Below are 21,179 nucleotides of genomic sequence, written 5' to 3' on the forward strand. Positions count from 1 at the left end.
ATCGGCGGTTGAATGCGTCGGGCAGGCTGAAAGTGCGAGCGGGACTGCGGTGAAACGGCGTGACGAAAGAACGCCAGCCGGGGCGTGTCGGAAGAATTCCTCCAGCGGCCACGGGGAATCAGCCCCCGTGCGTGGCTCCGGAACTCAGTGGCGCTGGGGACAGCCAGTGCGAGGTGGTAGGGCCGGACCCGGCGCGCGGCGAATCGCCAATCTTGTCGAGCGAAGCATCCTCGAAATCCCCCCGTTGTCGTCGGGCTGGTCGACCGCCAGCCATGCCGATCGATCGATCCTCACGAAGGTTAATTGGTCGGCGATGGCTCCGCAACAACCTGTGACGCATTCCGGGCCGCCCGGTCACCCGGGCGGCCTGGCCAGCCGTGCGTCGCGCCAATTGACCCCGGTCCCTGTGCACCGGGCTGGCGTTATTCAACATTTTTATCTGTGCCCAGGAAGGACATGAGTCGCGAATGGGAAGATTCGGTGTCGTGTGATCTACGTCACTCCAGTGTCGCTGATGTATCTCGTCGGCTTGTCAGTACGTCCGTCGGACGACGAAGTCGGACACGGTCAGCAGCGCGTCCCTGGCCGGCCCCTCCGGAACCCGGGCCAGGCTGTTCTCCGCGATGGCGGCGTGCTTGCGCAGGTCCTCGTAGCTGCGTTCCAGTCCCGGCGACGTGCGCAACAGCTCCAGCGCCTCCTGGCGCAGCGCGGGGTCGTCGACCGCGCCCCTGGCCAGGATCTCGTCGAGCCGCTCCGCGTGCTGATCGCCGGCGGCCAGCGCGTGCAGGATCGGCAGGGTGCGTACCCCCTTCTGCAGGTCGATGCCCCGGGTCTTACCCGAGGCGGCCGGGTCGGCCACGATGTCGAGCAGGTCGTCGGAGATCTGGAAGGCGACACCGAGCGCCTCGCCGTACTGGCCGAGCGCCTCCGCCACCGCCTCGTCGGCGTCGCCGCAGGCGGCGCCGGCCCAGCCGCAGAGGGCGAAGAGGGACGCCGACTTGTCCGACGCCACCTGTAGGTACTGCTCCACGGCGTCCTCGCCGGCGCGCAGCGCCAACCCCTCCGTGGCCTGACCCCGCACCAGCCTGGTGAGCGTCCAGCCCTGTCGGCGCACCAGGTGCGTGTCGACCTCGAGCGCCGTCATGCAGGCGACGGCCATGAGGTGGTCGCCGACCAGGACAGCCAGCCGGTTTCCCCACCGGGCGTTCGCGCTCGGCACTCCGTGCCGCAGCGTCGCGTTGTCCATCACGTCGTCGTGGTGCAGCGTGGCGACGTGCATCAGTTCGACGGCGATGGCGGCCCGCAGCACCCGGGCCGGGTCGGGGCGGCTCGTCTGCGCGGCGAGAATCACCAACAGGGGGCGGAGCCGCTTGCCGCCGGCCCGGAGCAGGTGTCCGGCCGCCTCGCTCAACCACGGGTCGCCGGGCGCGACGACCCGTCGACGCAACTCGGTCTCCACCTCGGCCAGCGTCGAGCGGACCGTCGAGGCGAGGGCCGCGTCAAAGGATTCGACGCAGGCACGTACGTCCAGGTGCCTCGCCAGCGTGGGCCCCGCGGAGGGGGCCGGCAGCACGGTCTCGACCATCATCCGGCGACCCGGAGTTTCTCCAGGGTGGCCGGCCGGTTCTGCCGCCCGGTCACCTCCTTGATCCCGTCCAGCAGAGCCAGGACCGCCCGTGCGGAGGGCAGCACCATGGCGCCCTCCGGGGTCAACTGGGCGCCGTCTGGGTGCCGAAAGAACAGCCGAGCCCCCAGCTGCTGCTCAAGGCACTTGATCTGGTAGCTGATCGCCGGCTGTGAGTAGCCGAGTGAGGTGGCGGCGTAGTCCATCCTGCCCGCCTCGACGATGGCAACGAATGCTCTCAACTCCCGCTCGTGCATTGGATCAATCCCCCGGTTTGTAGATGCGGGTCGGTCGAACGTGGCCTTGCTGACCGCCTCGCTCCCCGAGCTTCTGCCACCGTGGTGATCCGATCGCTATCGTTCCGCTATCGCGGCGGTCCGGCCCGCCGACGGCTCACGCCTCCTGGAAGCCGGGCAGCCAGGTGGCGAGCGCCCCGGCGAAGTCCGCGTGGGCGTTGAGCCGGCAGAACAGGTGCACGGTTCCCACGACCATGCGCAGCAGCGGCAGGTGCCCCGGCGGCAACCGAACCTCGCGGGCGACGGCCAGACCACCGCCGAGAGCCAGCGATCCTACCTGCCGGCGCAGCCAGCGCCGGTCGAAGCGGAAGCCGGGTTCGAGCACCGGCAGCACAGTGGACTCGGCGAGGGTCAGCAGTCGGTGTGGGGCGATCTGGCCGGGCGCGGTCAGCACGCCCAACGTCCGCAGGGTCTCGGCCAGCCGCTCCGCGTCGCGGTCGAGCATCGCGCGCAGCAGGTGCCCGAATTCGCGGGGGAGCCCGTCGGGGCACGGCGCGACGGCGCCGAAGTCGAGCACCGCGAGGCTGCCGTCCGGCAGCACCCGGAAGTTGTCGCTGGCGGGGTCCGCGTGCACGAGGCCGACCCGGGCCGGAGCGCTGAGCTGGAAGGTCGTCATCCGGTGCGCGACGTCGTCGCACCGCCGCCGGTCGCCGGCCGCGATGATCTCGGTGAGCGGCTCACCCTCCACCCAGTCCGTCACGAGCAGCCGCCTGCCGACGTGGCGGACGTCCGGGACGAGAATTTTCGCGTCTCCGCGGTACGCCGCCGCGAAGGCGCTCTGGTGCTCCGCCTCAGCGGCACAGTCCAGTTCGGTCACGGCATCGCTGTGGAACTCGGCCCACAGCGGTGCTATCGGCTGACCGGGAAAGACCAGGTGTAGCGCGTGGAAGCTGAGTCGTACGCGGTCGAGCTCGTCGCGCAGCGCGGTAGGGGCATCGGGGTGTTGCACCTTGACCGCCACCGCGCGGCCGTCCGGCCAGACCGCGCGATGCACCTGCGCCAGCGCGCCGACGGCCACCGGGCGCTCGTCGAGGTGTCTGATCTGCGGCGCTTCGTCGGCGACGATGTGCCGCAGAACTGCCGGCGGCATCGCGGAACCTCGCGCGTCACCCCGGAACACTATGCGGCGGAACCTCACAGATATGAGTGGAACTGTCCGCTCGCTGATTGTCCAGGGGGGTTTAGAGCATTCGATCCATGCTTCGACGGCTCGGCGGCGGGACGTCGCGTAGCCGATCATGATCGCTACGGGTACCCGGCGCTTATCCCGAGTGGCTAAGATCGTGCCGTCGTCCATCCACAGCGTTAGACGACGTCGACGGCGGGGGAATATGGATCTGCGATTCGGGGTCTTGGGGCCGCTCGAGATCCGCGACGGGGGCGAGCTGATTGTCGTCCGGGCTTCGAAGCAGCGTGCGCTCATCGCCCTATTGGCCCTACGGGCCGGCAGTGCGGTGTCGCTGGCCGAGTTGTACGCGGCTCTCTGGGACGAGGACCTTCCTGTTGATCCTAAGGCCGCGGTGCACAATTATGTCCGGCGTCTGCGGCGGCTCCTCGGCGAGGAGGTCATCGCGACGACGGCCAACGGTTATCGATTGGCGGTCGACCGCGAGCACGTCGATCTCCACCAGTTTCGGGCGCTCGTCGCCGAGGCGGAGCGTTTCGGCCGCGCCGACGACCCGGTGACGAAGTCCGAGGTGCTGAGAAAGGCGTTGCTGCTGTGGCGGGGGACCCCGCTGGCCGACGTCTCCTCCGATTACCTTCAGCGGTACGAGCTGAGCGGCTTGGCCGAGGAGCGCCTGGCCGCCGTCGAGCGCGGCATCGATGCCGACCTGCAACGAGGCGCGCATGCCGAGGTGATCAGCAGGCTCCGGCAGCTCACCGGCGAACATCCGTTGCACGAGGGCTTCTGGTCGCAGTTGATCCTGGCGTTGTACCGGGACGGTCGCAACGCTGACGCGCTGGCCGCCTACCACGAGGCGCGCGGCGTCCTCGCCGCCGAGACCGGCATCGACCCCGGCGCGGAGCTGCAACGGCTGTACCAGCGGGTGCTCAATCGCGATCCCGGTCTGGCGGAGCCGGCACCGGTCCGGCAACCGGTGAGCGCCCGCCCCACTGTGGCGCCGTCCCAGCTGCCCCCCGATGTCGTCGACTTCGTCGGCCGTCGCCATCTGGCCGCCACGGTGGCCGACATCCTCGTCCCCGATCGGGACGTCGCCGCTCCACCGATCGTGGTGTTGTCCGGAATGCCGGCGGTTGGCAAGTCCGCCCTGGCGGTGCACGTCGGTCACGCGGTGCGGGAACACTTCCCGGACGGGCAGCTCTTCGCCGACCTGCACGGCTTCGGGGTCGGCCCGGCCCTGAACCCGGGTGAGCTGTTGCCGCGCCTGCTGCGGGGCCTCGGCGCGGCGGCCGACACCATTCCGCTCGACCTCGACGAGCAGATCATGCTCTACCGCTCGCTGCTCGCCGACAAGCGTGTGCTCATCGTCCTGGACAACGCGCGCAACCCGGAGCAGGTCCGCCCGCTTCTGCCGGCCACCAGCAAGTGCGCGGTCCTCATCACCAGCCGTGCGCACATGCAAGGGCTGACCGCCATGCAGGGCGCCCGCCGGTTCAACCTCGACCCGCTGCGCGAGCGTGCGGCCGAGGATCTGCTGGCGAGCATGATCGGGGCGGACCGGGCGGGCGCGGAGGCGGCGGCGGTGCGCCGGTTGGCGCAGCTCTGCGGTTTCCTACCGCTCGCCCTGCGGATCGCCGGCGCCATGGTGGCAGCCCGTCCGCACGAGTCCGTCGAGAGCTATGTGGCCCAGCTCGACGGTGACGACCGGCTGTCGGTGTTCTCCCTGGAGGGTGACCGGCACAGCGCGGTGCGCGCGACGTTCGAGCACTCGTACAACGCGCTGCCGGCCGAGCAGCAGCGCTGGTTCCGCCTGCTCGGCCTGCACCCCGGGCCGTCCTTCACCGCGCACACCGCCGCCGCGCTGCTGGACGCGTCGTTGGGCGAGGCCAGCGCCATGCTCGGCAGTCTGGCCGCCGCCAACCTCGTCGAGGGCTCCGGCGGTCGCTACCGCCTGCACGACCTGCTTCGGGTGTACGCCGTGCAGCGCGTCCGCGCCGAGGAGAGCGAAGCCGAGCAGACCGCGACCATCCGTCGCGACCTCGACTTCTTCGCCCACGCGACAAGCGCCGCGTCCCGGGTCATCGAACCCCACCGGCCGATGCCCCGGCTGCCGCCCAGCTCGACCTCGGTGCCACCACCGGCATTCGCCGACCGCGCCGAGGCGGTCGCCTGGATCGACGACGAACGCGACAACCTGCACTCGGCGGTGGCGTACGCGGCCTCCTTCGGGCCGCTGGAGTCCGCCTGGCACCTCGGCGACGCGCTGACCTCACCGCTGGCGCTGACCGAGCGGTACACCGAGTGGATCGCGGTCACCCGGCTGGGGCTCAAGGCCGCGCTGCGTGCGGCCAACGAGCAGGGCGAGGCCATCATGCGGCTCAGCCTGGGGCACGCGTACATCACCGCAGGGCGGCAGCAACTCGGCGTCGACCACCTCAATCGGGCCGCCGAGCTCTACCAACGCCTCGGCGACCGGCAGTACCAGGTGGTGTGCGTGAACGCGCTCGGCATGGCCGCGTTGTGGATCGGCCAGCTCGACGTCGCGGTGCAGAGCTTCGAGCGGATCCGGGAGTTGAACACCGCGCCGGTGTCCGCCTTCTACGAGGTCGCCGCCGCGCACGGGCTCGGTATCGCCTACCGGTACCAGGGCGAGTTGGCCCGCAGCGCGCAGTTGCTCACCGAGGCGGCCGAATCCGGTACGAAGCTCGGCCGGGAGTACTCGGTCGTCGGCGTCCGGCTGGACCTCGGCGGCACCTACCGCGAACAGGGGCGCGCGGCGGAGGCGCTCGGGCACCTACTGGGCACGCTCGCCCAGTTCCGGGGGCTCGGCTCGCGTCTCGGCGAGGGCCGGACCGCCGTGGCCATCTCCGGCACCCACTTCGACCTGGGAAACTTCGCGTTGGCCCGGCGGTTCGCCGAGGAGGCGCTCCAGGTGGCGCGCACGATCAACCACCGCCGTACCGAGGCGGAGGCGCTCAACGCCCTCGCCGCGTGTCTGTGGGCGCAACAGGACCCGCAGGGCGCCCGGCGCTGTGGCCTCCAGGCCCGGACACTCGCCGTCGAGATCGACTACCTCAACGGGGAGATCGAGGCGCTGCTGCAACTGGCCGCCGCCGAACGCGAGCTGGGCGAGTTGGCCTCGGCCCGGGGCCACGTCATGGAGGCCGACGCCCTGGTGCGGCGGCGCAAGTTCTGGCTGCACCACGGCACCGTCCTGCGACGCCTCGCCGCGATCCAACTGGCCGAGGGTGCGGTCGCCGAAGCCGAGCAGACCTGCCGCGAGGCCATCGCGGTGTGCGAGCGGCACGGTCAGCATGCGGGCCGCGCCGCTGCGCAGACATTGCTGGACCAGATCACCGCCGGACAGTCGACCCGCACCGATCCGGGGCATCGGTGAGGGCGACCGTCCCGCCGGCTCAGACAGGGGCTGCCGTGTCGGCCGGCGCTGATGCGGACCGTCGCGCGGACGTGCGGCGCCGCCAGTAGTGGACAGTGCAGATCCACACCAGCGGTCCCCACAGTACGAGCGGTAGATAGGTGCCCCAGAAGGCCACCGCCTGCCAGTCGCTGAACTGCATGACCCCCGGGTCGCCGTTCAGCTTCTGCCCTAGGACCAGCATCAGGAAGGCGTACGGCCACAGGACGGTGCAGATCGTGGCGCCGATCGCGGCCGGTACGACCGCAGCGAGCACCGGTATGCGCCGCCCGCCGAGACCGGGGACCCAGCGTGGGACGACCTCACCCCAGACCGCGACCAGGCCAACCGTCAGTAGTGCGAGCAGTTCGCTGACGATACTGAGGGTTATCACGTACACCGGGCCGTCCCACACCACCGGACCACGTCCTCCGGGTGCCGGCGTCTCCTCCATGAGATGGACGCCCGCCGCGACGAGAGCGATGCGCCAGATGCCGGAGGGAAGGACCGTGAGAGGGACCGCGTAAGCGCACCACACCACCCACCTGGGAACCCCGTCGACAATCCGGCCGTGCGGAAATATCACTCAAATTACTCCTGTCGGGCGCGCTCTCATGAGGGCCATTCGGAATTTTCTGGTGGGCGACAGCCATTGTCGAGCCACGCGCCTGACCGGTGGGATTGGCGCCACGGCGGCGGTCAGCCGCAGCCGTGCACCCAGTTCCACCCGATGAAGGTGTGCCGTAGGTTCACGGTCTGCTGGCAGGTGGCCGTGCCGTCACCGTTGAGCACGACCTTGGAGTCGTGGATGTTGTAGTACCAGTCGCCGGTGGGGTCGAAGATCCCCTGGTAGGAGAACTCGGCGTGGTGGTCGTACACGGCGGACGGGCAGGAGGAGGCGCACCCGCCACTGCTGGTGGCGGTGCGCACCGACCATCCGGCGTTCCACGGCTCGCGGTTGACGCGGGTGGAGAACGTGGTGGACGACGACGTCACCTGTCCGCCCGACGTGGTCCTGGTGCTGTCGGTGTAGAGCGCCGACATGACGATGCCACAGCAGTCGTACATCTCGGAGTAGGTGTGGTAGGGCGCGGCGGCGAGTCGCGTCCGGCCGGTCGGCGCGGCGACGACCTGGGCCCGCCCGGTGACGACCTGGCAGTCGTCGCCGATGGAGACCGACTGGCGGATCACGGTGCCAGGCTCCGGCAGGGTGAGGCTGCCGGTCAGCTGGATCGGTCCGCACGACTGCGTCGGCTCGGCGGGCGAGGCGGACGCCGTACCGGGGACCAGGATGACCGCCGCCGCGGTCGTCAGCAGCGCGGTGAGGATTCGTCGCATGTGTTTTCCGTCCTGTGTGGGCGCGGTGCCACCAACGGTGCCCGGCGTTCCTCCGCCGAGAGGTGCGGCGTCCGTATCGACGCCGGGGCACGCGGCCCTGAAACCGTTGGGGCAGAACAACTTCCGGCCCGTGCGTGCCGGTCGACACGGCAGCGGCGAGCCGCCGCTGACGATACCGGCTATCGCCGTCGATGGTTGCCCGTGTGAGTCCCACCATGTACGTCGTCGCTGTCATCCTGCTCGTGCTCGCCGCCCTGCCGCTGCGGACTCGCGGTGTCTCGCTGGCTCTGCTGGGCGCCGCCTGCGCCCTGCTCGCGTACGCCTGGCCGGTGATCACCGACTGACGACCCGCTGCTGCCACCTCACCCGGCCTGGCCGGTCGACCACGCCCAGGCCGCGATGCCGACCCGGTTGCGTGCGCCGAGCTTCGCCTGGATGTTGGCAATGTGTGTCTTCACCGTGCCGGCCGAGATCGCCAGTTCGGCGGCGATCTCGGCGTTGGTGCTGCCACGGGCCACCGACCGGGCGACCTCGCGTTCCCGGACGGTCAGCGCATGGGGGTCGGCCACGGTCGACGGTGCGGGGGGAAGCCGGCGCAGCAGTCGAATGGTCAGCTGTGGACTGATCAGTGTGTCGCCGGCCATCGCGGACCGGACCGCCTCGACCAGCAGCGCCGGTCCCGATCGTTTGAGCAGGAATCCGCAGGCGCCGTCCCGCAACGCGGTGGTCACGTAGTCGTCCAGGTCGAACGTCGTCACGACGATCACGCGCGGCCCGGTTCCAGCCATTCGCCGGGTCAGCTCCAGTCCGTCGATCCCGGGCATCCGGATGTCCGCGAGGACCACGTCGGGGCGGAGGTGCTGCGCCAGCTCCAGCCCCGTGGTGCCGTTGGCGGCTTCCCCCACCACAGTCATGTCGGGTTGGCTGTCGAGGACGAGCCGGAAGCCGATGCGGACGTTCTCCTGGTCGTCGACGACGAGGATGCGGATGCTCATCTGGACCCCAGTGGCAGGACGGCGGCGACCCGCCAGCCGTCGCCGTACGCGCCCGCGCTGAGGGAGCCACCGAGAAGGTTTATCCGCTCCTGGAGGTCGGCGAGGCCGGACGCGCTGCCCGGCATCGGTCGCGCTGGTTGGCGGTGCGCCGGGCCGTCGTTGGTGACGGTCACCGCGAGCGCGGACCCGGACGTCCGGCGTACCGTCGCTTCGACGGTGGTGGCCGTGGGCGCGTGCCGGCGTACGTTGGTCAGCGCCTCGGTCACCAGCCGGAACGCCGTCGCGCCGACCTCCGGTGGCACGACGGCCACGAGGTCCGGATCGAGGTCGGCGTCGACGCGTACCGTGTCGTTGAAGCGCGTGAGCAGCGCGGGCAGGTCGGCGAGGCCGGGGGTCGCGGCGGCGGGTGCGTCCGGCTGATCGGACAGGTGCCGCAGCATGTGCACGGTACGGTCCATCGTCTGGAGGGCCTGCAGGCCGGCGGCCTCGATGCGGGCGAGGGCCTCCAGCGCCCGGCCCGGGTCGGTGTCGGCGACGAACCGGGCGGCCTGCGCCAGCGCGACGATGCCGCTGACGTCGTGCGCGACGAAGTCGTGCAGTTCCCGGGAGAGGGCGACGCGCTGGGCGTGCTGCGCGGCGGCGACCGATCGGATCCGGCGGTCTTCGGCGAGCCGGGCGTATCCGCCGACCACGACCGCGGCGAGCGGCCCGATAGACCACAGCGCGCAGGCGCCGACCGCGTCGAGGAGCGAGTCGGAGGGCAGGAACCGCAGCACGCACACGGCCACCGCCAGCGCCGCGACGACCACACCCGGGATGGCCTGTCGTGGCGTGGCCCACCGGGTCGCGGCGGCGACCAGCAGCAGCAGCGCCGCGCACTCGGCGAGCCCGACCACTCCGGCCAGCGCACCGTAGTCCGGCCGGGTGGTGACCATGCCGGCGGTGGCCACCAGCGAGACGACGCCAGCCGCGATCCCACCCCGGGCGGACAGGACGCCCCGGCGTCGCCAGCCGACCACCGCGGTGAGCACGGCACCGCCCGCGGTCAGGGCGGGCACGATCGCCAGCGCTCCGATCGCGTCGTCCGGCGGGTAGGTCACCCGGTCAGCGTAGGCGTCCGGTCGATGGTTGAGCAGTCCGCCGGACGGCAGAGAGAGCAACGGTTGCCCGCCGGACAACCTGCCGATCGGGAGATGGTGCCGGTCCGCCGTCCGGGGCGACGGTCTTCGTATGACGACACCTGTGCACTTTCGTGTGGCGACCTGGCCGGCTGTCGCGGCGCTGTGGGCGCTGGCGTACGCGATACTCGCGCTGTCCTGGGCGGCCGGTGGGCCCGGCTTCCCGTTCGGCGCCGCTGACCCGGACCCCGGCATCGAGAAGGGCATGTCGATCCTCGGCGGTGTCACCCAGGAGGGCGCCGCACCGGTGATCGCGGCTGCCGCCGTGGCCGCCGCCGTCCTGGCCGGGCTCCTCGCGGCGCGGATCTGGCCCGGACGGCTCGGTGTCGCGTTGGAGGCGGTGGCCTGGGCGATCGCGCTCGTCCTCGGGGTCATCGTTCCCGACTACCGGCCGTTGGTCGCGGTCGGACACTTCCCGGTCTTTCTGGTGGGCAAGCCGTTCGGCTGGCCGGAGGGCGTGACGTTCGCGTCCCAGGTGCCCTGGCCGGTCGTCAACCAGTTCATCTGCATCGCCGGCGGGGTGCTGTTCGCCCTCGCCGCGCTCGCGCACCGGCGGGCCCGCACCGGCGCCTGCGGGGCGTGCGGGCGTACCGGTCGCGATCGTGACGCCGCGCGGTGGGGCACGGTGGCGGTCTGGATCGCGGCTGGCGCTCCCGTGCTGTACGCGGCCACCCGGTGGGCGTGGGCGCTCGGCGTGCCGTTCGGCTTCAGTGCCGCCGACCTGCGCGAGATGGACCAGGAGATGCCGGGCATCTGGTGGGTCGGCGCGGCGATGGGGAGCATGGGCCTGATCGGCTCGGTGCTGACCATCGGGCTGATCCGTCCCTGGGGGGAGGTCTTCCCGCGCTGGATCCCGGTGTTGGGCGGACGGCGGGTGCCGGTGGCGGCGGTGATGGTGCCGGCGATGACCGTGGCGTTGCTGGTCACCTCGGCCGGGCTGATGTTCGCGCGGGCCCTGTACCTCGACCCCAGCAGGGGCAACTGGGCGGCGATGGGGCCGAGCCTGCTGTGGCCGGTCTGGGGTGCGGCGTTGGCCGCGGCGGCGGCGGCCTACCGGCTGCGCCACCGCCGCCCGTGCGCGGCATGCGCAGGACCCGCCCGGCCCGACGCGCCGCTCAACACCAGGTCAATGTCGAGTTGACCCGCGTGACGTTGCTGACCAGGACGGCACCGAGCGCGCCGACCAACGTGGTGATCACGGCCAGCACCAGGGCGTCCGCCGTCCCCGGCGGAGAGTGCCGCCGCCGGACGGTGTTCTAGTGGTGGTGGAGGGCAGCGGTCCTCTATTCCAGGTGGAAGGTGGCGGAGGGGTGCTCGGCGCTCGACGTCAGCGCGTCCAGGTAGAGCAGTCCGTCGCGGTGGCGCACGTACCGGCCCGGGAAGTTCTGGGCCTCCAGGGAGAGCCCGGCGCTGGCGGCCAGGCCGGACCGGCGGTGGAAGCTCGCGTCGGCGCTGAACAGCGTCGAGCCGTCGTTGCGTTCCACGTACAGGGCGTAGCCCCGGTGCCGCAGGTAGTAGCCCGGGAAGTTTGTCGACTCCAGCGACACCGTCCCGCCGCCGGCGAGGCCGGTGACGATACGGAACTGCGAGTCAGCCAGGTTGGTCACGTTCGGCTCCAGCCGGGCCCGGTAGTCGTAGTGCCGGATGTAGCTGGTGGACTGGTCGTGCGACCGCAGCCGGACCGGGGTGATCCCGTCGGGTACCGGAATGCCGAAGTTGGGCGTGCCATCGGCGTTCCAGTACACCTTCTGCAGCCGGGTCCGCCGGTTCGGGTCGTTGAGCGGGTCTCCGCTGATGTCGCGGTAGTTGCGGTCGTGGTAGGCCAGGATGTCGCTCTGCCCGTCCTCCGAGACGGTGAACGAGTTGTGGCCGGGGCCGTACTGGCCGGTGGCGGCGTTGCTGGCGAACACCGGTGACGGGCTCTTGCTCCACGAGGCCGCGTCGAGCAGGTTCGCGGTGGCGGAGGCGCTCAGCATGCCGAGGCAGTAGTTGGCGTCCGTGGCACTGGCCGAGTAGGTAAGGAAGACGCGGCCGTTGCGCTGGATCACCGCCGGTCCCTCGGCGACCCGGTAGCCGCGGGTCTCCCAGTCGTACGTGGGCACGACGAGCCGGGTCACGGTGCCGGTGATCTGCCACGGGTTGGCACCCATCCGGGCGAGGTAGACGTTGGAGTTGGTGGAGATTCCCGGTTCCTGCTGTGCCCAGGTCAGGTAGCGCACCCCGTTGGCGACGAAGGTCGAGGCGTCCAGGCTGAAGGTGTCCCAGGGCGTGGTGATCCGGCCGCGTTCGGTCCACGAACCGGTCAGCGGATTGGCGTTGGCGTTCTCCAGGACGTACATCCGGATCCGCCACACGTCGTCGGTGCGGCCAGCGGCGAAGTAGACGTACCACCGGTTGTTTATGAAATGGATCTCCGGCGCCCAGATATGGGCGCCCATCTCTCCGCTGGTGTGCCGGCTCCAGATGGTCGTCTCCGCCGCCGTCGCCAACCCCTGCAGGGTGGTCGCCCGGCGCAGCACGATCCGGTCGTACTGCGGCACGGTCGCGGTCAGGTAGTAGTAGCCGTCGGTGTGCCGGAAGATGTGTGGGTCGGCCCGCTGGTTGACCAGTGGATTGGTGTAGCTGACGGCCGGTGCGGCGTGCGCCGGCCCGGCCGTGGGCAGGCCGGCCGACCCGGCGAGCACCAGCAACACCGCGGCCAGCACCGACCGTAGACGCCGGGGGCCACCGCGGCCGACAGAGCCCCGGCGGACGGCTCGGCGGGCGATCGGGTCGGTAGGGGCGAGTGGCAGCGGCATCTGTCCTCCGCAAGTTGGGAACGGACATTGACCAGCACCTGTGACACCGCCGCGACACCGCAGCCGATCCGGTTGACGCCAGGCAACGGCATCGGGCCGGACGGGGCAGAAGCGCGAAGGGCTGGGAATGTGGCGGTGGCGTTGCCTCCAGGTAGCGGACCTCATGTTGGCGTTAACATCGATACATGTCAAGGCGTGATGGTCTCCGACCTGGCTGGAACGGTGGCGGTGGCCATCCCGGCACCGGGAGGTAGTGTGCTCGGCGTGCTTCGACGGTGGGTTCTGGCGATCCTGATGGCGGCGTGCGGTGTGCTGGTGGCGGTGGCGCAACTGGCCGATGGCCTGTCCGTCGTTGGCGGCGTCAAGTTGTTGGTCTTCCTGGCGTTGGCCCTGCTGCTGTCGCCGTGGGCCTTTCCCCGCCCGGTGAGCGCCGCCGAGGCGCGGCGGGCCAGCGCGTCGGACGGCCGGCCGATCGTCTACTGGCGTCCCGGCTGTCGCTACTGCCTCCAGCTCCGGTTTTCCCTCGGCCGGCTCGCCCGCCGAGCGCACTGGGTGGACATCTGGCAGGACCCGGCCGCTGCCGCCGCCGTCCGGGCGGTAGCCGACGGCAACGAGACCGTACCGACCGTCGTGCTCGGCGATCAGGCTGTGGTGAACCCCGACCGGGCCTGGTTCCGCGAGCAGCTTCGCCTGTCCTGACCCGGCGGCACCCTCGTCTCACCAGGTCCGCGCCGGCCGCCGCCCGAAGCCGAACCGCGTCGGGGCCGGCGTCGCCGTTCGCCGTCGCACATCCGGACCGCCTCCCTCGCTAGAGCGAAGTCTCGTCCCTCAGCCGAGTTAGCGACCCGCCCGTACGGTGTGCCGCGCGGAATCCGCCCTTTGCTCTGCACCCGCCCACGCGCCAGTCACGGACCGTGCGTGGTGCGTGGGCGGGTGCAGAGCAAAGGCAGGGTGCCTCTGGTGTGGCCGGTGAGGGTCGGCGCCCCCGCCACCTCCCCGACCCGGACGGACGTCTGGCCGAGAGTCGACGGCTTCGGCCCACCGGCAGATGGCTCGCTGGTCTTCTTCCTCAACCACCAGGAGGACCACCTGGCCGGTGGCACCGGAGACCGGAGGTGCGCCCGAGTCGCGGACTACCCTGACCTGCGGTGCCCCGAAACCGCGTGACCAGAGGAGTCGATGCGAGATGACGGCAGGGCGGCCGATGCCGACCCAGGACGACGTGCTCGGGTACTTCGACACGCTGTCCAACTGGGGGCGGTGGGGCGACGACGACGAGCTCGGGACGCTGAACCACATCACGGGCGACGTCCGGCTGGCGGCGGCGCGGGCGGTGCGTCACGGCAGGAGCGTGTCCTGCGGGTGGGAGGTTGCCGTACCGGGAGACATGGAACGGGCGACGACGACGTGCCCGTGCGCCGCCGACATGCCGGGCGCCGAGAACATGCCGGAGCACTTCCACGCCGACCGGCGCTGGGGCTTCTCGTCCGAGCGGCTCGGCATCTCGTTCCACGGCAACACCCTCACCCACCTGGACTCGCCGTGCCACATCTTCTGGGACGGCCTGATGTACAACGGGCGGTCGCACTCGTTGGTCGACGCCGCGACGGGCTCGGCGTGGGCGGCCGTGACGGCGGCGGCGAACGGGATCGTCACGCGTGGTGTCCTGCTGGATGTGGCGGCGGCCCGCGGTGTGCCGTGGTGGGAGCCGGGGCACGGGGTGTTTCCCGACGATCTCGAGGAGGCCGAGCGTCGCCAGGGCGTGCGGGTGCGACCCGGCGACGCGGTACTCCTGCGGACCGGCTATGGCCGCTTCCGGCACGAGAACGGTGCGGCCACCGGTTTCACCCAGGCCGGCTGGCACGCGTCCTGCCTGCCGTGGCTGCATGAACGGGGGGTCGCGCTGATCGGCGCTGACACCCCACAGGACGTGCAGCCGTCGGGGTACGACGACGTGCTGATGCCGGTGCACGCCGTGAGTCTCGTCGCGATGGGTCTGTGGATGCTCGACAACTGCGACCTGGAGGCGTGCGCGACGACGGCAGCCGAGCTCGGCCAGTGGGACTTTCAGCTGGCAGTCGCGCCGGTCCGCTTCGCCGGCACCTCCGGCAGCCCGGTTAACCCGATCGCCACGTTCTGAGCACGGGCGCTGCCGCTGTCGGCGGATCAGCGCCGAGTCGGCCCCGAGCACGCTGCGCGCCGGCCGTAGTCGGCGGCCAGGGCGATGACGAGCGGTCCCCACCCGAGCATCGGGGCGTAGTAGCGGAGCACCTCCCAGCCGGGAGTCGGGTGCACCGGTTCGTCGTCGCCGATGCCCACCCAGGTGCTCTGCACGAAGTGGAACCTCTGGTTCAGGAGGAAGTAGACGCAGATGGCGACGAGCGACCAGCCGCCGATCAGCGCGACGCGTACGACCGGGCGCGCCGGTATGCGGCGGCCTCCGAGGCGGGGTATCCAGTGCGGAACTCGCTGCCCCCACCGGTGCACCAGTCCGAGTGTCAACAGCGCCAGCCCCATCGACAGGGCGGACAGGAAGATCATGTACCACTGTGTGACCCCATCGTTGGTGAACACCAACGACAGTCGCCAGAGCGCGGACGGCAGGACGCAGAGCGGAACGGCGTAGGCGGCCCAGACCGCCCACTGAGGCGGAGCACCGGTCGAGACGTGGACAGGGTCAGTGGGGCTCATGGACGCTCCGATTCTGGGATGCCGGTCATTGAGGGGTGGGCCGAGGTGGCGAGGGCGTAGCCGACGGTGGTGACGGCCAACGACACGCCCCAGCCGAGGAACACCAGCAGCGTGGCGGTGACCGCCCACCCGTCCCACACGTCGGACCAGCGGGTGTCACCGGTGAGCAGTTCGCCGACGAGCACAGCGATGCTCAGCACGCCGTAGGTGACCAGCGTGAGCGCCACCACTGCGGCCGGGATCACCGCCAGCCGCCGGGGGACCTGCCGACCGTGCAGTCCCGGCACCCAGCGCGGAAACAGCTGTCCCCACCGCTGTACCAACCCGAGGACGAGCAGGCCGGCGAGCGGCGGGACGAGTGTGATCGCCACCCCCGTCTGCGTGGAGAGATTCTGCTGGATGTCGGTCAGTTCCCGCTGGGAGATGCCGACCGGGACGCCGAGCACCCACAGCGCGTGGGGTACGGCCCAGCCGGCCACGGGCAGCGCGACGGCGACGTACGCCCAGCGGCGTGTCCACCGCGGCACCGGCCGGTAGCCGACGGCCGCCGGTCCGCGCCGGAGCCCTGATGCGTTCGCGAGCCCGGCGAACAGGACGCCACCGGCCACCAGCGCGAGCCGGGCGCCGAGGTCACGCCAGTCCGAGGGCCGTCCCGCCAACGCCGCAGGAACCTCGAAGACCAGGTGCAGCGGGAACGCGACCACCAGGAGCAGCGCGGCCGCAGCCCAGCTACCGGTGCTCGCCCAGCTCCCGGGAAACCGGACCGCGCACGCGAGCACCACCGCGAGGGCGACCCCGACCCCCACCGCTCCCCACCCCGACCAGAACGGCACCGCCACGACCTGTTCCGCACCGCACCCACCGGTCGGATCGACCAGATCGGTGCGATCGCAGGCGGTGTACCCCCACCGGCCACCGGCGATCCAGTAGAGCCGCTGGGCCACCGCGGCGACGACGAACACGGCGCACGCCAGCACCCACCGTCCTGCGCGGGTTGGTCTTGCAACGACAGCCATGGACAAACGATCGCGGGCTGCGGACCAACCGTCCTCCCCGACAGCAGGGGATGCGCTCCCTCTGTCGGGGGACCGGCCCGCCGTCGCCTCAAGGAATGCTCAAATTCGATCGACGTGAGCCGCTGCCGGCGCGATCGCACATACGCTCACCGGACCGGTCCGCCGGCAATCAACCGTCATAAGTAGAAGGAGGGGGAATGCGGCGTACACCACGGCGCATCGCGCTTCTCGCGCTGTCCACCCTGGTGGGCGGCATCCTCGTGACGACCGGCCCTGCGGGCGCGGATCCGCCGGGGCCGTCGGCCGCCGCCGAACAACCCCAGCAGGTACGTCTCGTCCACATCAGGCTGACCGGCGCGGACATGCTGGACAAGGTGGCCGCGGCCGGCTTTGACCTCGAACACGGCCTGCGGCGCGTGCCGAACGGCATCGAGGGCGAGGCGGTAATGACCGCCGAGCAGGTCGCCGAACTCACCGCGATGGGCGTCGACGTGCTCGGCGACGAGGCGGGCTTTGCCTGGAGCGACGAGGCCGACGGCGGCATTGGCATCGGCGCGGCCGGCGCGCGGGCGGCCCAGCCAACGAACCACCAGGCGACGGTACGCGTCGTCCGCGCCGACTGGTTCACCACCAAGGGCCAGGGCTTCCTGTACGTCGAGGCGCGCACCACCGAGGGTCAGCAGGCGGACCCGATCGTCGGGATGCAGGTGGAGAACGATTCGGGCAAGGGCACGCCGTTCGGCTTCGCCCGGACGATGAGCCGGTTCGTCGACTCGGGGCAGTACATGTTCCACCGGAACCTGTTCAAGCTCGACGTACGCCCCACCAAGATCCGGGTGACGAGTTCCACCGGTGGTGTCACCACGGGTGTTGTCTCCAACTGGTTGGAGGACGCCCCGCCACCGCTGACCGCGAGCCCGTCCTACAAGTCGGACTTCGTGGACGGCTACCGGCACCCGCAGCAGCTCTACAGCCGTGCCGAGGAGATTGCCCGGCAGTACCCGGACATCGCCGAGATCGTCTACCTGCCGAACCAGACCAACGGGTACCAGCGCAAGGCGCAGGCCCAGATCGGCGGTACCGGGCAGGCCGCGGTGGTCGTCACCTCGGCGGCCTGGGGCCACCAGGGTGGCAACGACATCACTGTGGATTTCGTGGACCGGCCCGAGCCGGACCTCCCGCTCGCGGTGGAGGTCACCGGCAAGGCGGTCCGGGTCCTGCTCGCCACGGACGCCTCCGGTGCGCCGAAGAGCACGGCCGCCGAGGTGGCCGATGCTCTGCGGACCCGGTCCGCGGGGCTGATCGACAGCGCGCACCCGTACCGCACCAACGAGGGCTCCGGGGTCGTCGCACCGACGGCTGGGCCGGTCGCGCTGACCGACTTCCTCGACCAGAAGCGGGTCGGCGCGCCGGCCGGCGAGGTGCCGCGAGGCCCGGCCACGATCCCGGTCCTGCGGATCGGCAAGCACCGTGACGGTAAGAAGCCCGGTGTCCTGATCCAGGCGCAGGACCACGCCCGGGAGTGGGTGCCGGCGACGACGAGCCTGGAGTCCGCCGAACGTCTGGTGCACAACTACCGGTCCGATCGGGAGACGAAGAGGATCGTCGAGAACACCGATGTCTTCTTCATCCTGTCGAACAACCCGGACGGGGCGAACTACAGCTTCTACAACTTCGCCTCCCAACGCCGGAACATGACCAACCACTGCCCGGACGCGAACGCCGATCCGGGTCGACGCAACTCCTGGGGCGTCGACCTGAACCGGAACTATCGGGTCGGCTCGGGGCACGACGGCTACGCGGGCGCGTCGACCAGCTGCGTCAGCGACACCTACCAGGGGCCGGCGGAGCTGTCCGAGCCCGAGTCGAAAAACATCATCTGGCTGGTCGAGAAGTACAAGAACATCAAGTTCATGATGTCGGTGCACTCCAACGGCGGTCAGCTCTTCTGGCAGCCAGGCGCCTACATCGCGGACGGTCGGATCACCACGCCGCGTCCGCCGCTGGGTGACGAGGCGTTCTACTGGCAGTCCGCCGCCCGGATCCTGTCGCAGGTCAAGGCGTACCGGGAGACCGTCGTCACGCCGGAGAACGTCGGCGGCTCGTCGGACGTCCTCTACTCCTCGGCGGGCAACGTGCGCGAGGACCTGTACCACACCTACGGCATCTACGCGTTCGGCTGGGAGGTCGGCGGCTCGGTCTACAACCCGGTCACCGGCGACTGGCAGGGCGGTTCGTTCCAACCGGATTGGGTGGGAAACCCCGACCTCGTCAGCGGCCACGCCGAGACGATGGAGTACGCCAACGGGATCATGGAGATGTTCCGGGTCGCGGCGGACTGGGGCCGGGACAACAAGAACCCGACGTCCCAGCTGGTCCCCGGCGCGGGGCGCTACTCCGGGCCGGTCGACGTGCACTTCGAGACCAGCGAGCCGGCCACCATCTACTACACGACCGACGGCAGCCGGCCCACGCTCGAGTCGCCCCGCTACGCGGCGACCGAGTTCCGTGAGCCGGGGCAGGTGTTCCACCTGACCGAGACGACGACGTTCCGCTGGTTCTCGGTCGACAGCGCCGGCAACATCGAGAAGAACTACGACCCGACGAAGAACGACAAGCGCAACAACTACCGCACCGCGACGATCAGGATCGCCAAGGGGTAGCGAGGCCCCGAGAGGCGTTGTCCCGTCGGTGCGGTCCACCCGCGTCGACGGGGCAACGGTCGCGTGCCGGCAATTCCGCACGACCGGGTCGAGCTCGGTCGTTCAGCTGCCGTACACCTCCAGCTCCCACAGCGAGTAGCCGTACGCGGGCAGGGCCAGCGAGCGCGATTTGTAGCGGCGGCGTCATCTTCACCGACACGATCTCCTCTGGATCGTCGTGCGGATGCGGGTCTCGCACGCCGGGAAGTGCCCCGGTATGCCCACGTCCGCCGAAACGAGGGCGATGTCGAGACGACGCGGAGCGGTGCCACCCGTGCCGCGTCGGCGGCACTCCGGTGAACATCGATCCACTTCGTTGATGTGCAGTTAACTTCGGGCGTCGGTGAGGGTCAATCCCTCGGGATTGTCGGCACCGCTTCAGGGGCGGTGCGCCGCCACGTTGATGACGTTGCCGTCCGGGGCGCGGACGAAGAACCTGCGCACGCCCCACGGCTCGGTGGTCAGCGGGTGCACGATGTCGTAGCCGAGCCGCTGTGCCTCGGCGTAGGCGCCGTCCACGTCGTCCACCTGGGCGCTGATGACCGAGTCCTCGGGTGCGGACGCGTCGCCGGAGACGAGCTGCACGGCCACGTCGGGGTCGGACGAGGTGTAGCGAGCCACCCAACCCAGGTTGAACGCCTCGGTGCTCAAACCGAGAAAGTCGGTGTAGAAGCCCTTCGCGGCGCTGACGTCGGCCACCGGAAGGTTGGGCAGAATGCGGATGACGCGCATGGGGACCTCCAGGTCGGGCGATCGAGACCTTCTGATTATCCGGACACCCCGGGTTGACATTGTCGCATGTTATGACTCATCTTGTTGAGACAATGCTTGGGACGTCCGGAGGTGGTGTCATGCGCGAGGCGGATCACACGGAGGCCGGGCGGTGGCTGGCCCGGCACGGCCTGGCCGACGCGGAGCCGACCCCGCTGATCGCGGCGCGGCTGGCGGCACGCTCGCGTGCCAAGGCTGCCGGCAGCTTCCTCCTGGCCGTATTCCTGCTCGGTGCGGCACTGACGCACGTGCTGGGGCGGCTCGCCGACGACGCGTCCTCCTGGCTGCCGGTGCTGGTGCTGACGGCGTTGGTGGTCGGGTTGCTGGTGGGGCAGTGGCTGCTCGGCTGGTGGGTGCGGCGCGTCGACCTGCGGGCCGGCGCGCAACTGTCCCGACGGGTGGCCCACCCGGTCGAGCTCGGCTGGCCAGCGGTGCTCGGCCGGCCGCACGCCGTCTTCACTGTTGCCACGTTCAGCGGCGCGGGGCTCCTCGCGGTGAGCGTGCTGCCGGTCTCGGACTCCAGCCTGCGGTACGGGGCGATCGTCGTGCTGATCAGCCTCGCCGGCTCCGGCGCCGGCATCATCATGCAACTGCGCCAGATCCTGGCGAGCCCGGCCGTGGCCGAGGACGAGACGTCACTCACGGCCGATGTCATCATGCGGGTCGAAGACACCCGCGCCCTCGTCACACCGAGCCTGGTGTGGTCGCTGCCGGCCATCCTCCTGTCCGGGGAATCGCTCGGCTGGTGGAACGCCGTCTCGGTGGGGCTCGTGGTGGCCGGCGTCGCCGCGCTCTACCTTGTCGAGATGCGGACTGCGGATGTTGGGACGGCGGCACGGCGGGCCATGGCCATCCGATGATCGTCATCGACGCGGCCTCGCCGACGCCGCCGTACGAGCAACTCAGAGCCCAGCTCGCGAGGCAGATCCAGGACCGCTCGCTCGCCGTCGGCACGAGACTGCCGACGATCCGCCGGCTCGCCGCCGACCTCGGCCTCGCCGTGAACACCGTCGGCCGGGCGTACCGGGAACTGGAGGAGGCCGGGCTGATCGAGACCCACGGGCGGGCCGGCTCGTTCGTCTCCGCCGCCGGCGAGCACTCCCTTGAGCAGGCCCGCCGCGCCGCCCGTGACTACGCGGCGGTCATCGCCAGCGTCGGAATCGACGCCACCGAGGCGATCCGAATCGTCGAGGCGGCGCTGAATCACCCTTCGGTGCCATGAACCACCCGCC

19 protein-coding genes are annotated in these 21,179 nt (G+C 70.7%); 8 read left to right on the forward strand and 11 right to left on the reverse strand.

What is annotated here, in order from left to right:
* Positions 1–532: 532 nt before the first annotated feature.
* The 3 genes from ABZU52_RS11960 to ABZU52_RS11970 form a co-directional block, all read right to left on the reverse strand.
* Positions 533–1,588: a polyprenyl synthetase family protein gene (locus ABZU52_RS11960; protein ID WP_354971064.1), complete on the reverse strand. Its 1,056-nt coding sequence runs from the start codon at positions 1,586–1,588 to the stop codon at positions 533–535.
* The gene (locus tag ABZU52_RS11965; protein ID WP_354971065.1) at positions 1,585–1,881 is read right to left on the reverse strand and encodes a LysR family transcriptional regulator; all 297 of its coding nucleotides are present in this window, start codon (positions 1,879–1,881) and stop codon (positions 1,585–1,587) included. Before ABZU52_RS11965 ends, ABZU52_RS11960 begins: the two co-directional genes overlap by 4 nt.
* Positions 1,882–2,017: 136 nt before the next feature.
* Positions 2,018–3,010, reverse strand: a complete 993-nt coding sequence (locus tag ABZU52_RS11970; RefSeq protein ID WP_354971066.1) for an AarF/UbiB family protein — start codon at positions 3,008–3,010, stop codon at positions 2,018–2,020.
* A 262-nt stretch (positions 3,011–3,272) separates the two neighbouring features.
* Between ABZU52_RS11970 and ABZU52_RS11975 the strand changes: the two genes are divergently transcribed.
* Complete coding sequence (locus ABZU52_RS11975; protein ID WP_354971067.1) at positions 3,273–6,440, forward strand: BTAD domain-containing putative transcriptional regulator; 3,168 nt, start codon at positions 3,273–3,275, stop codon at positions 6,438–6,440.
* A gap of 19 nt (positions 6,441–6,459) precedes the next feature.
* Here the strand turns inward: ABZU52_RS11975 and ABZU52_RS11980 are convergent, their stop codons facing one another.
* Together ABZU52_RS11980 and ABZU52_RS11985 are read right to left on the reverse strand one after the other, a co-directional pair.
* Positions 6,460–6,876 carry a hypothetical protein gene (locus ABZU52_RS11980; RefSeq protein ID WP_354971115.1) on the reverse strand — a complete coding sequence of 139 codons (417 nt, stop codon included), beginning with the start codon at positions 6,874–6,876 and terminating at the stop codon, positions 6,460–6,462.
* A 281-nt stretch (positions 6,877–7,157) separates the two neighbouring features.
* Positions 7,158–7,796, reverse strand: coding sequence for a hypothetical protein (locus ABZU52_RS11985; RefSeq protein ID WP_354971068.1), 639 nt, complete (start codon positions 7,794–7,796; stop codon positions 7,158–7,160).
* Between the two features lie 203 nt (positions 7,797–7,999).
* Between ABZU52_RS11985 and ABZU52_RS11990 the strand changes: the two genes are divergently transcribed.
* A complete protein-coding gene (locus tag ABZU52_RS11990) occupies positions 8,000–8,140 on the forward strand; it encodes a hypothetical protein (RefSeq protein ID WP_354971069.1) in 141 nt (46 codons plus the stop codon).
* Between the two features lie 18 nt (positions 8,141–8,158).
* Here the strand turns inward: ABZU52_RS11990 and ABZU52_RS11995 are convergent, their stop codons facing one another.
* Positions 8,159–8,791, reverse strand: coding sequence for a response regulator transcription factor (locus tag ABZU52_RS11995; protein WP_354971070.1), 633 nt, complete (start codon positions 8,789–8,791; stop codon positions 8,159–8,161).
* Positions 8,788–9,891 (reverse strand): histidine kinase, encoded by a 1,104-nt coding sequence (locus tag ABZU52_RS12000; RefSeq protein WP_354971071.1) that lies wholly within the window; start codon positions 9,889–9,891, stop codon positions 8,788–8,790. The genes ABZU52_RS11995 and ABZU52_RS12000 overlap by 4 nt, the downstream gene beginning before the upstream one ends.
* Positions 9,892–10,021: 130 nt before the next feature.
* Here ABZU52_RS12000 and ABZU52_RS12005 point away from each other — a divergent pair, with 130 nt between their 5' ends.
* Positions 10,022–11,110 carry a hypothetical protein gene (locus tag ABZU52_RS12005; protein ID WP_354971072.1) on the forward strand — a complete coding sequence of 363 codons (1,089 nt, stop codon included), beginning with the start codon at positions 10,022–10,024 and terminating at the stop codon, positions 11,108–11,110.
* A gap of 142 nt (positions 11,111–11,252) precedes the next feature.
* On the opposite strand, the gene ABZU52_RS12010 is transcribed toward ABZU52_RS12005, so the two are convergent.
* Positions 11,253–12,767 carry a family 43 glycosylhydrolase gene (locus ABZU52_RS12010; protein ID WP_354971073.1) on the reverse strand — a complete coding sequence of 505 codons (1,515 nt, stop codon included), beginning with the start codon at positions 12,765–12,767 and terminating at the stop codon, positions 11,253–11,255.
* 198 nt (positions 12,768–12,965) lie between these two features.
* On the opposite strand from ABZU52_RS12010, the gene ABZU52_RS12015 reads away from it, so the two are divergent.
* Together ABZU52_RS12015 and ABZU52_RS12020 are read left to right on the forward strand one after the other, a co-directional pair.
* Positions 12,966–13,466 (forward strand): glutaredoxin domain-containing protein, encoded by a 501-nt coding sequence (locus ABZU52_RS12015; protein ID WP_354971116.1) that lies wholly within the window; start codon positions 12,966–12,968, stop codon positions 13,464–13,466.
* A 487-nt stretch (positions 13,467–13,953) separates the two neighbouring features.
* Positions 13,954–14,907: a cyclase family protein gene (locus ABZU52_RS12020; RefSeq protein ID WP_354971074.1), complete on the forward strand. Its 954-nt coding sequence runs from the start codon at positions 13,954–13,956 to the stop codon at positions 14,905–14,907.
* A gap of 26 nt (positions 14,908–14,933) precedes the next feature.
* On the opposite strand, the gene ABZU52_RS12025 is transcribed toward ABZU52_RS12020, so the two are convergent.
* On the reverse strand, positions 14,934–15,458 hold the full coding sequence (locus tag ABZU52_RS12025; RefSeq protein ID WP_354971075.1) for a hypothetical protein: 525 nt from the start codon (positions 15,456–15,458) through the stop codon (positions 14,934–14,936).
* On the reverse strand, positions 15,455–16,435 hold the full coding sequence (locus ABZU52_RS12030; RefSeq protein WP_354971076.1) for a hypothetical protein: 981 nt from the start codon (positions 16,433–16,435) through the stop codon (positions 15,455–15,457). The genes ABZU52_RS12025 and ABZU52_RS12030 overlap by 4 nt, the downstream gene beginning before the upstream one ends.
* Positions 16,436–16,671: 236 nt before the next feature.
* Between ABZU52_RS12030 and ABZU52_RS12035 the strand changes: the two genes are divergently transcribed.
* A complete protein-coding gene (locus ABZU52_RS12035) occupies positions 16,672–19,137 on the forward strand; it encodes a M14 family metallopeptidase (RefSeq protein WP_354971077.1) in 2,466 nt (821 codons plus the stop codon).
* Positions 19,138–19,554: 417 nt separating this feature from the next.
* On the opposite strand, the gene ABZU52_RS12040 is transcribed toward ABZU52_RS12035, so the two are convergent.
* Positions 19,555–19,908 (reverse strand): VOC family protein, encoded by a 354-nt coding sequence (locus ABZU52_RS12040; RefSeq protein ID WP_354971078.1) that lies wholly within the window; start codon positions 19,906–19,908, stop codon positions 19,555–19,557.
* Between the two features lie 119 nt (positions 19,909–20,027).
* Here ABZU52_RS12040 and ABZU52_RS12045 point away from each other — a divergent pair, with 119 nt between their 5' ends.
* Both ABZU52_RS12045 and ABZU52_RS12050 read left to right on the forward strand, forming a co-directional pair.
* Complete coding sequence (locus ABZU52_RS12045) at positions 20,028–20,807, forward strand: hypothetical protein (protein WP_354971079.1); 780 nt, start codon at positions 20,028–20,030, stop codon at positions 20,805–20,807.
* Positions 20,804–21,169 (forward strand): GntR family transcriptional regulator, encoded by a 366-nt coding sequence (locus ABZU52_RS12050; RefSeq protein WP_354971080.1) that lies wholly within the window; start codon positions 20,804–20,806, stop codon positions 21,167–21,169. Before ABZU52_RS12045 ends, ABZU52_RS12050 begins: the two co-directional genes overlap by 4 nt.
* Positions 21,170–21,179 lie beyond the last annotated feature (10 nt).

It is taken from the genome of Micromonospora sp. NPDC005220, from assembly GCF_040607895.1.
Classification (GTDB): Bacteria; Actinomycetota; Actinomycetes; order Mycobacteriales; family Micromonosporaceae; genus Micromonospora.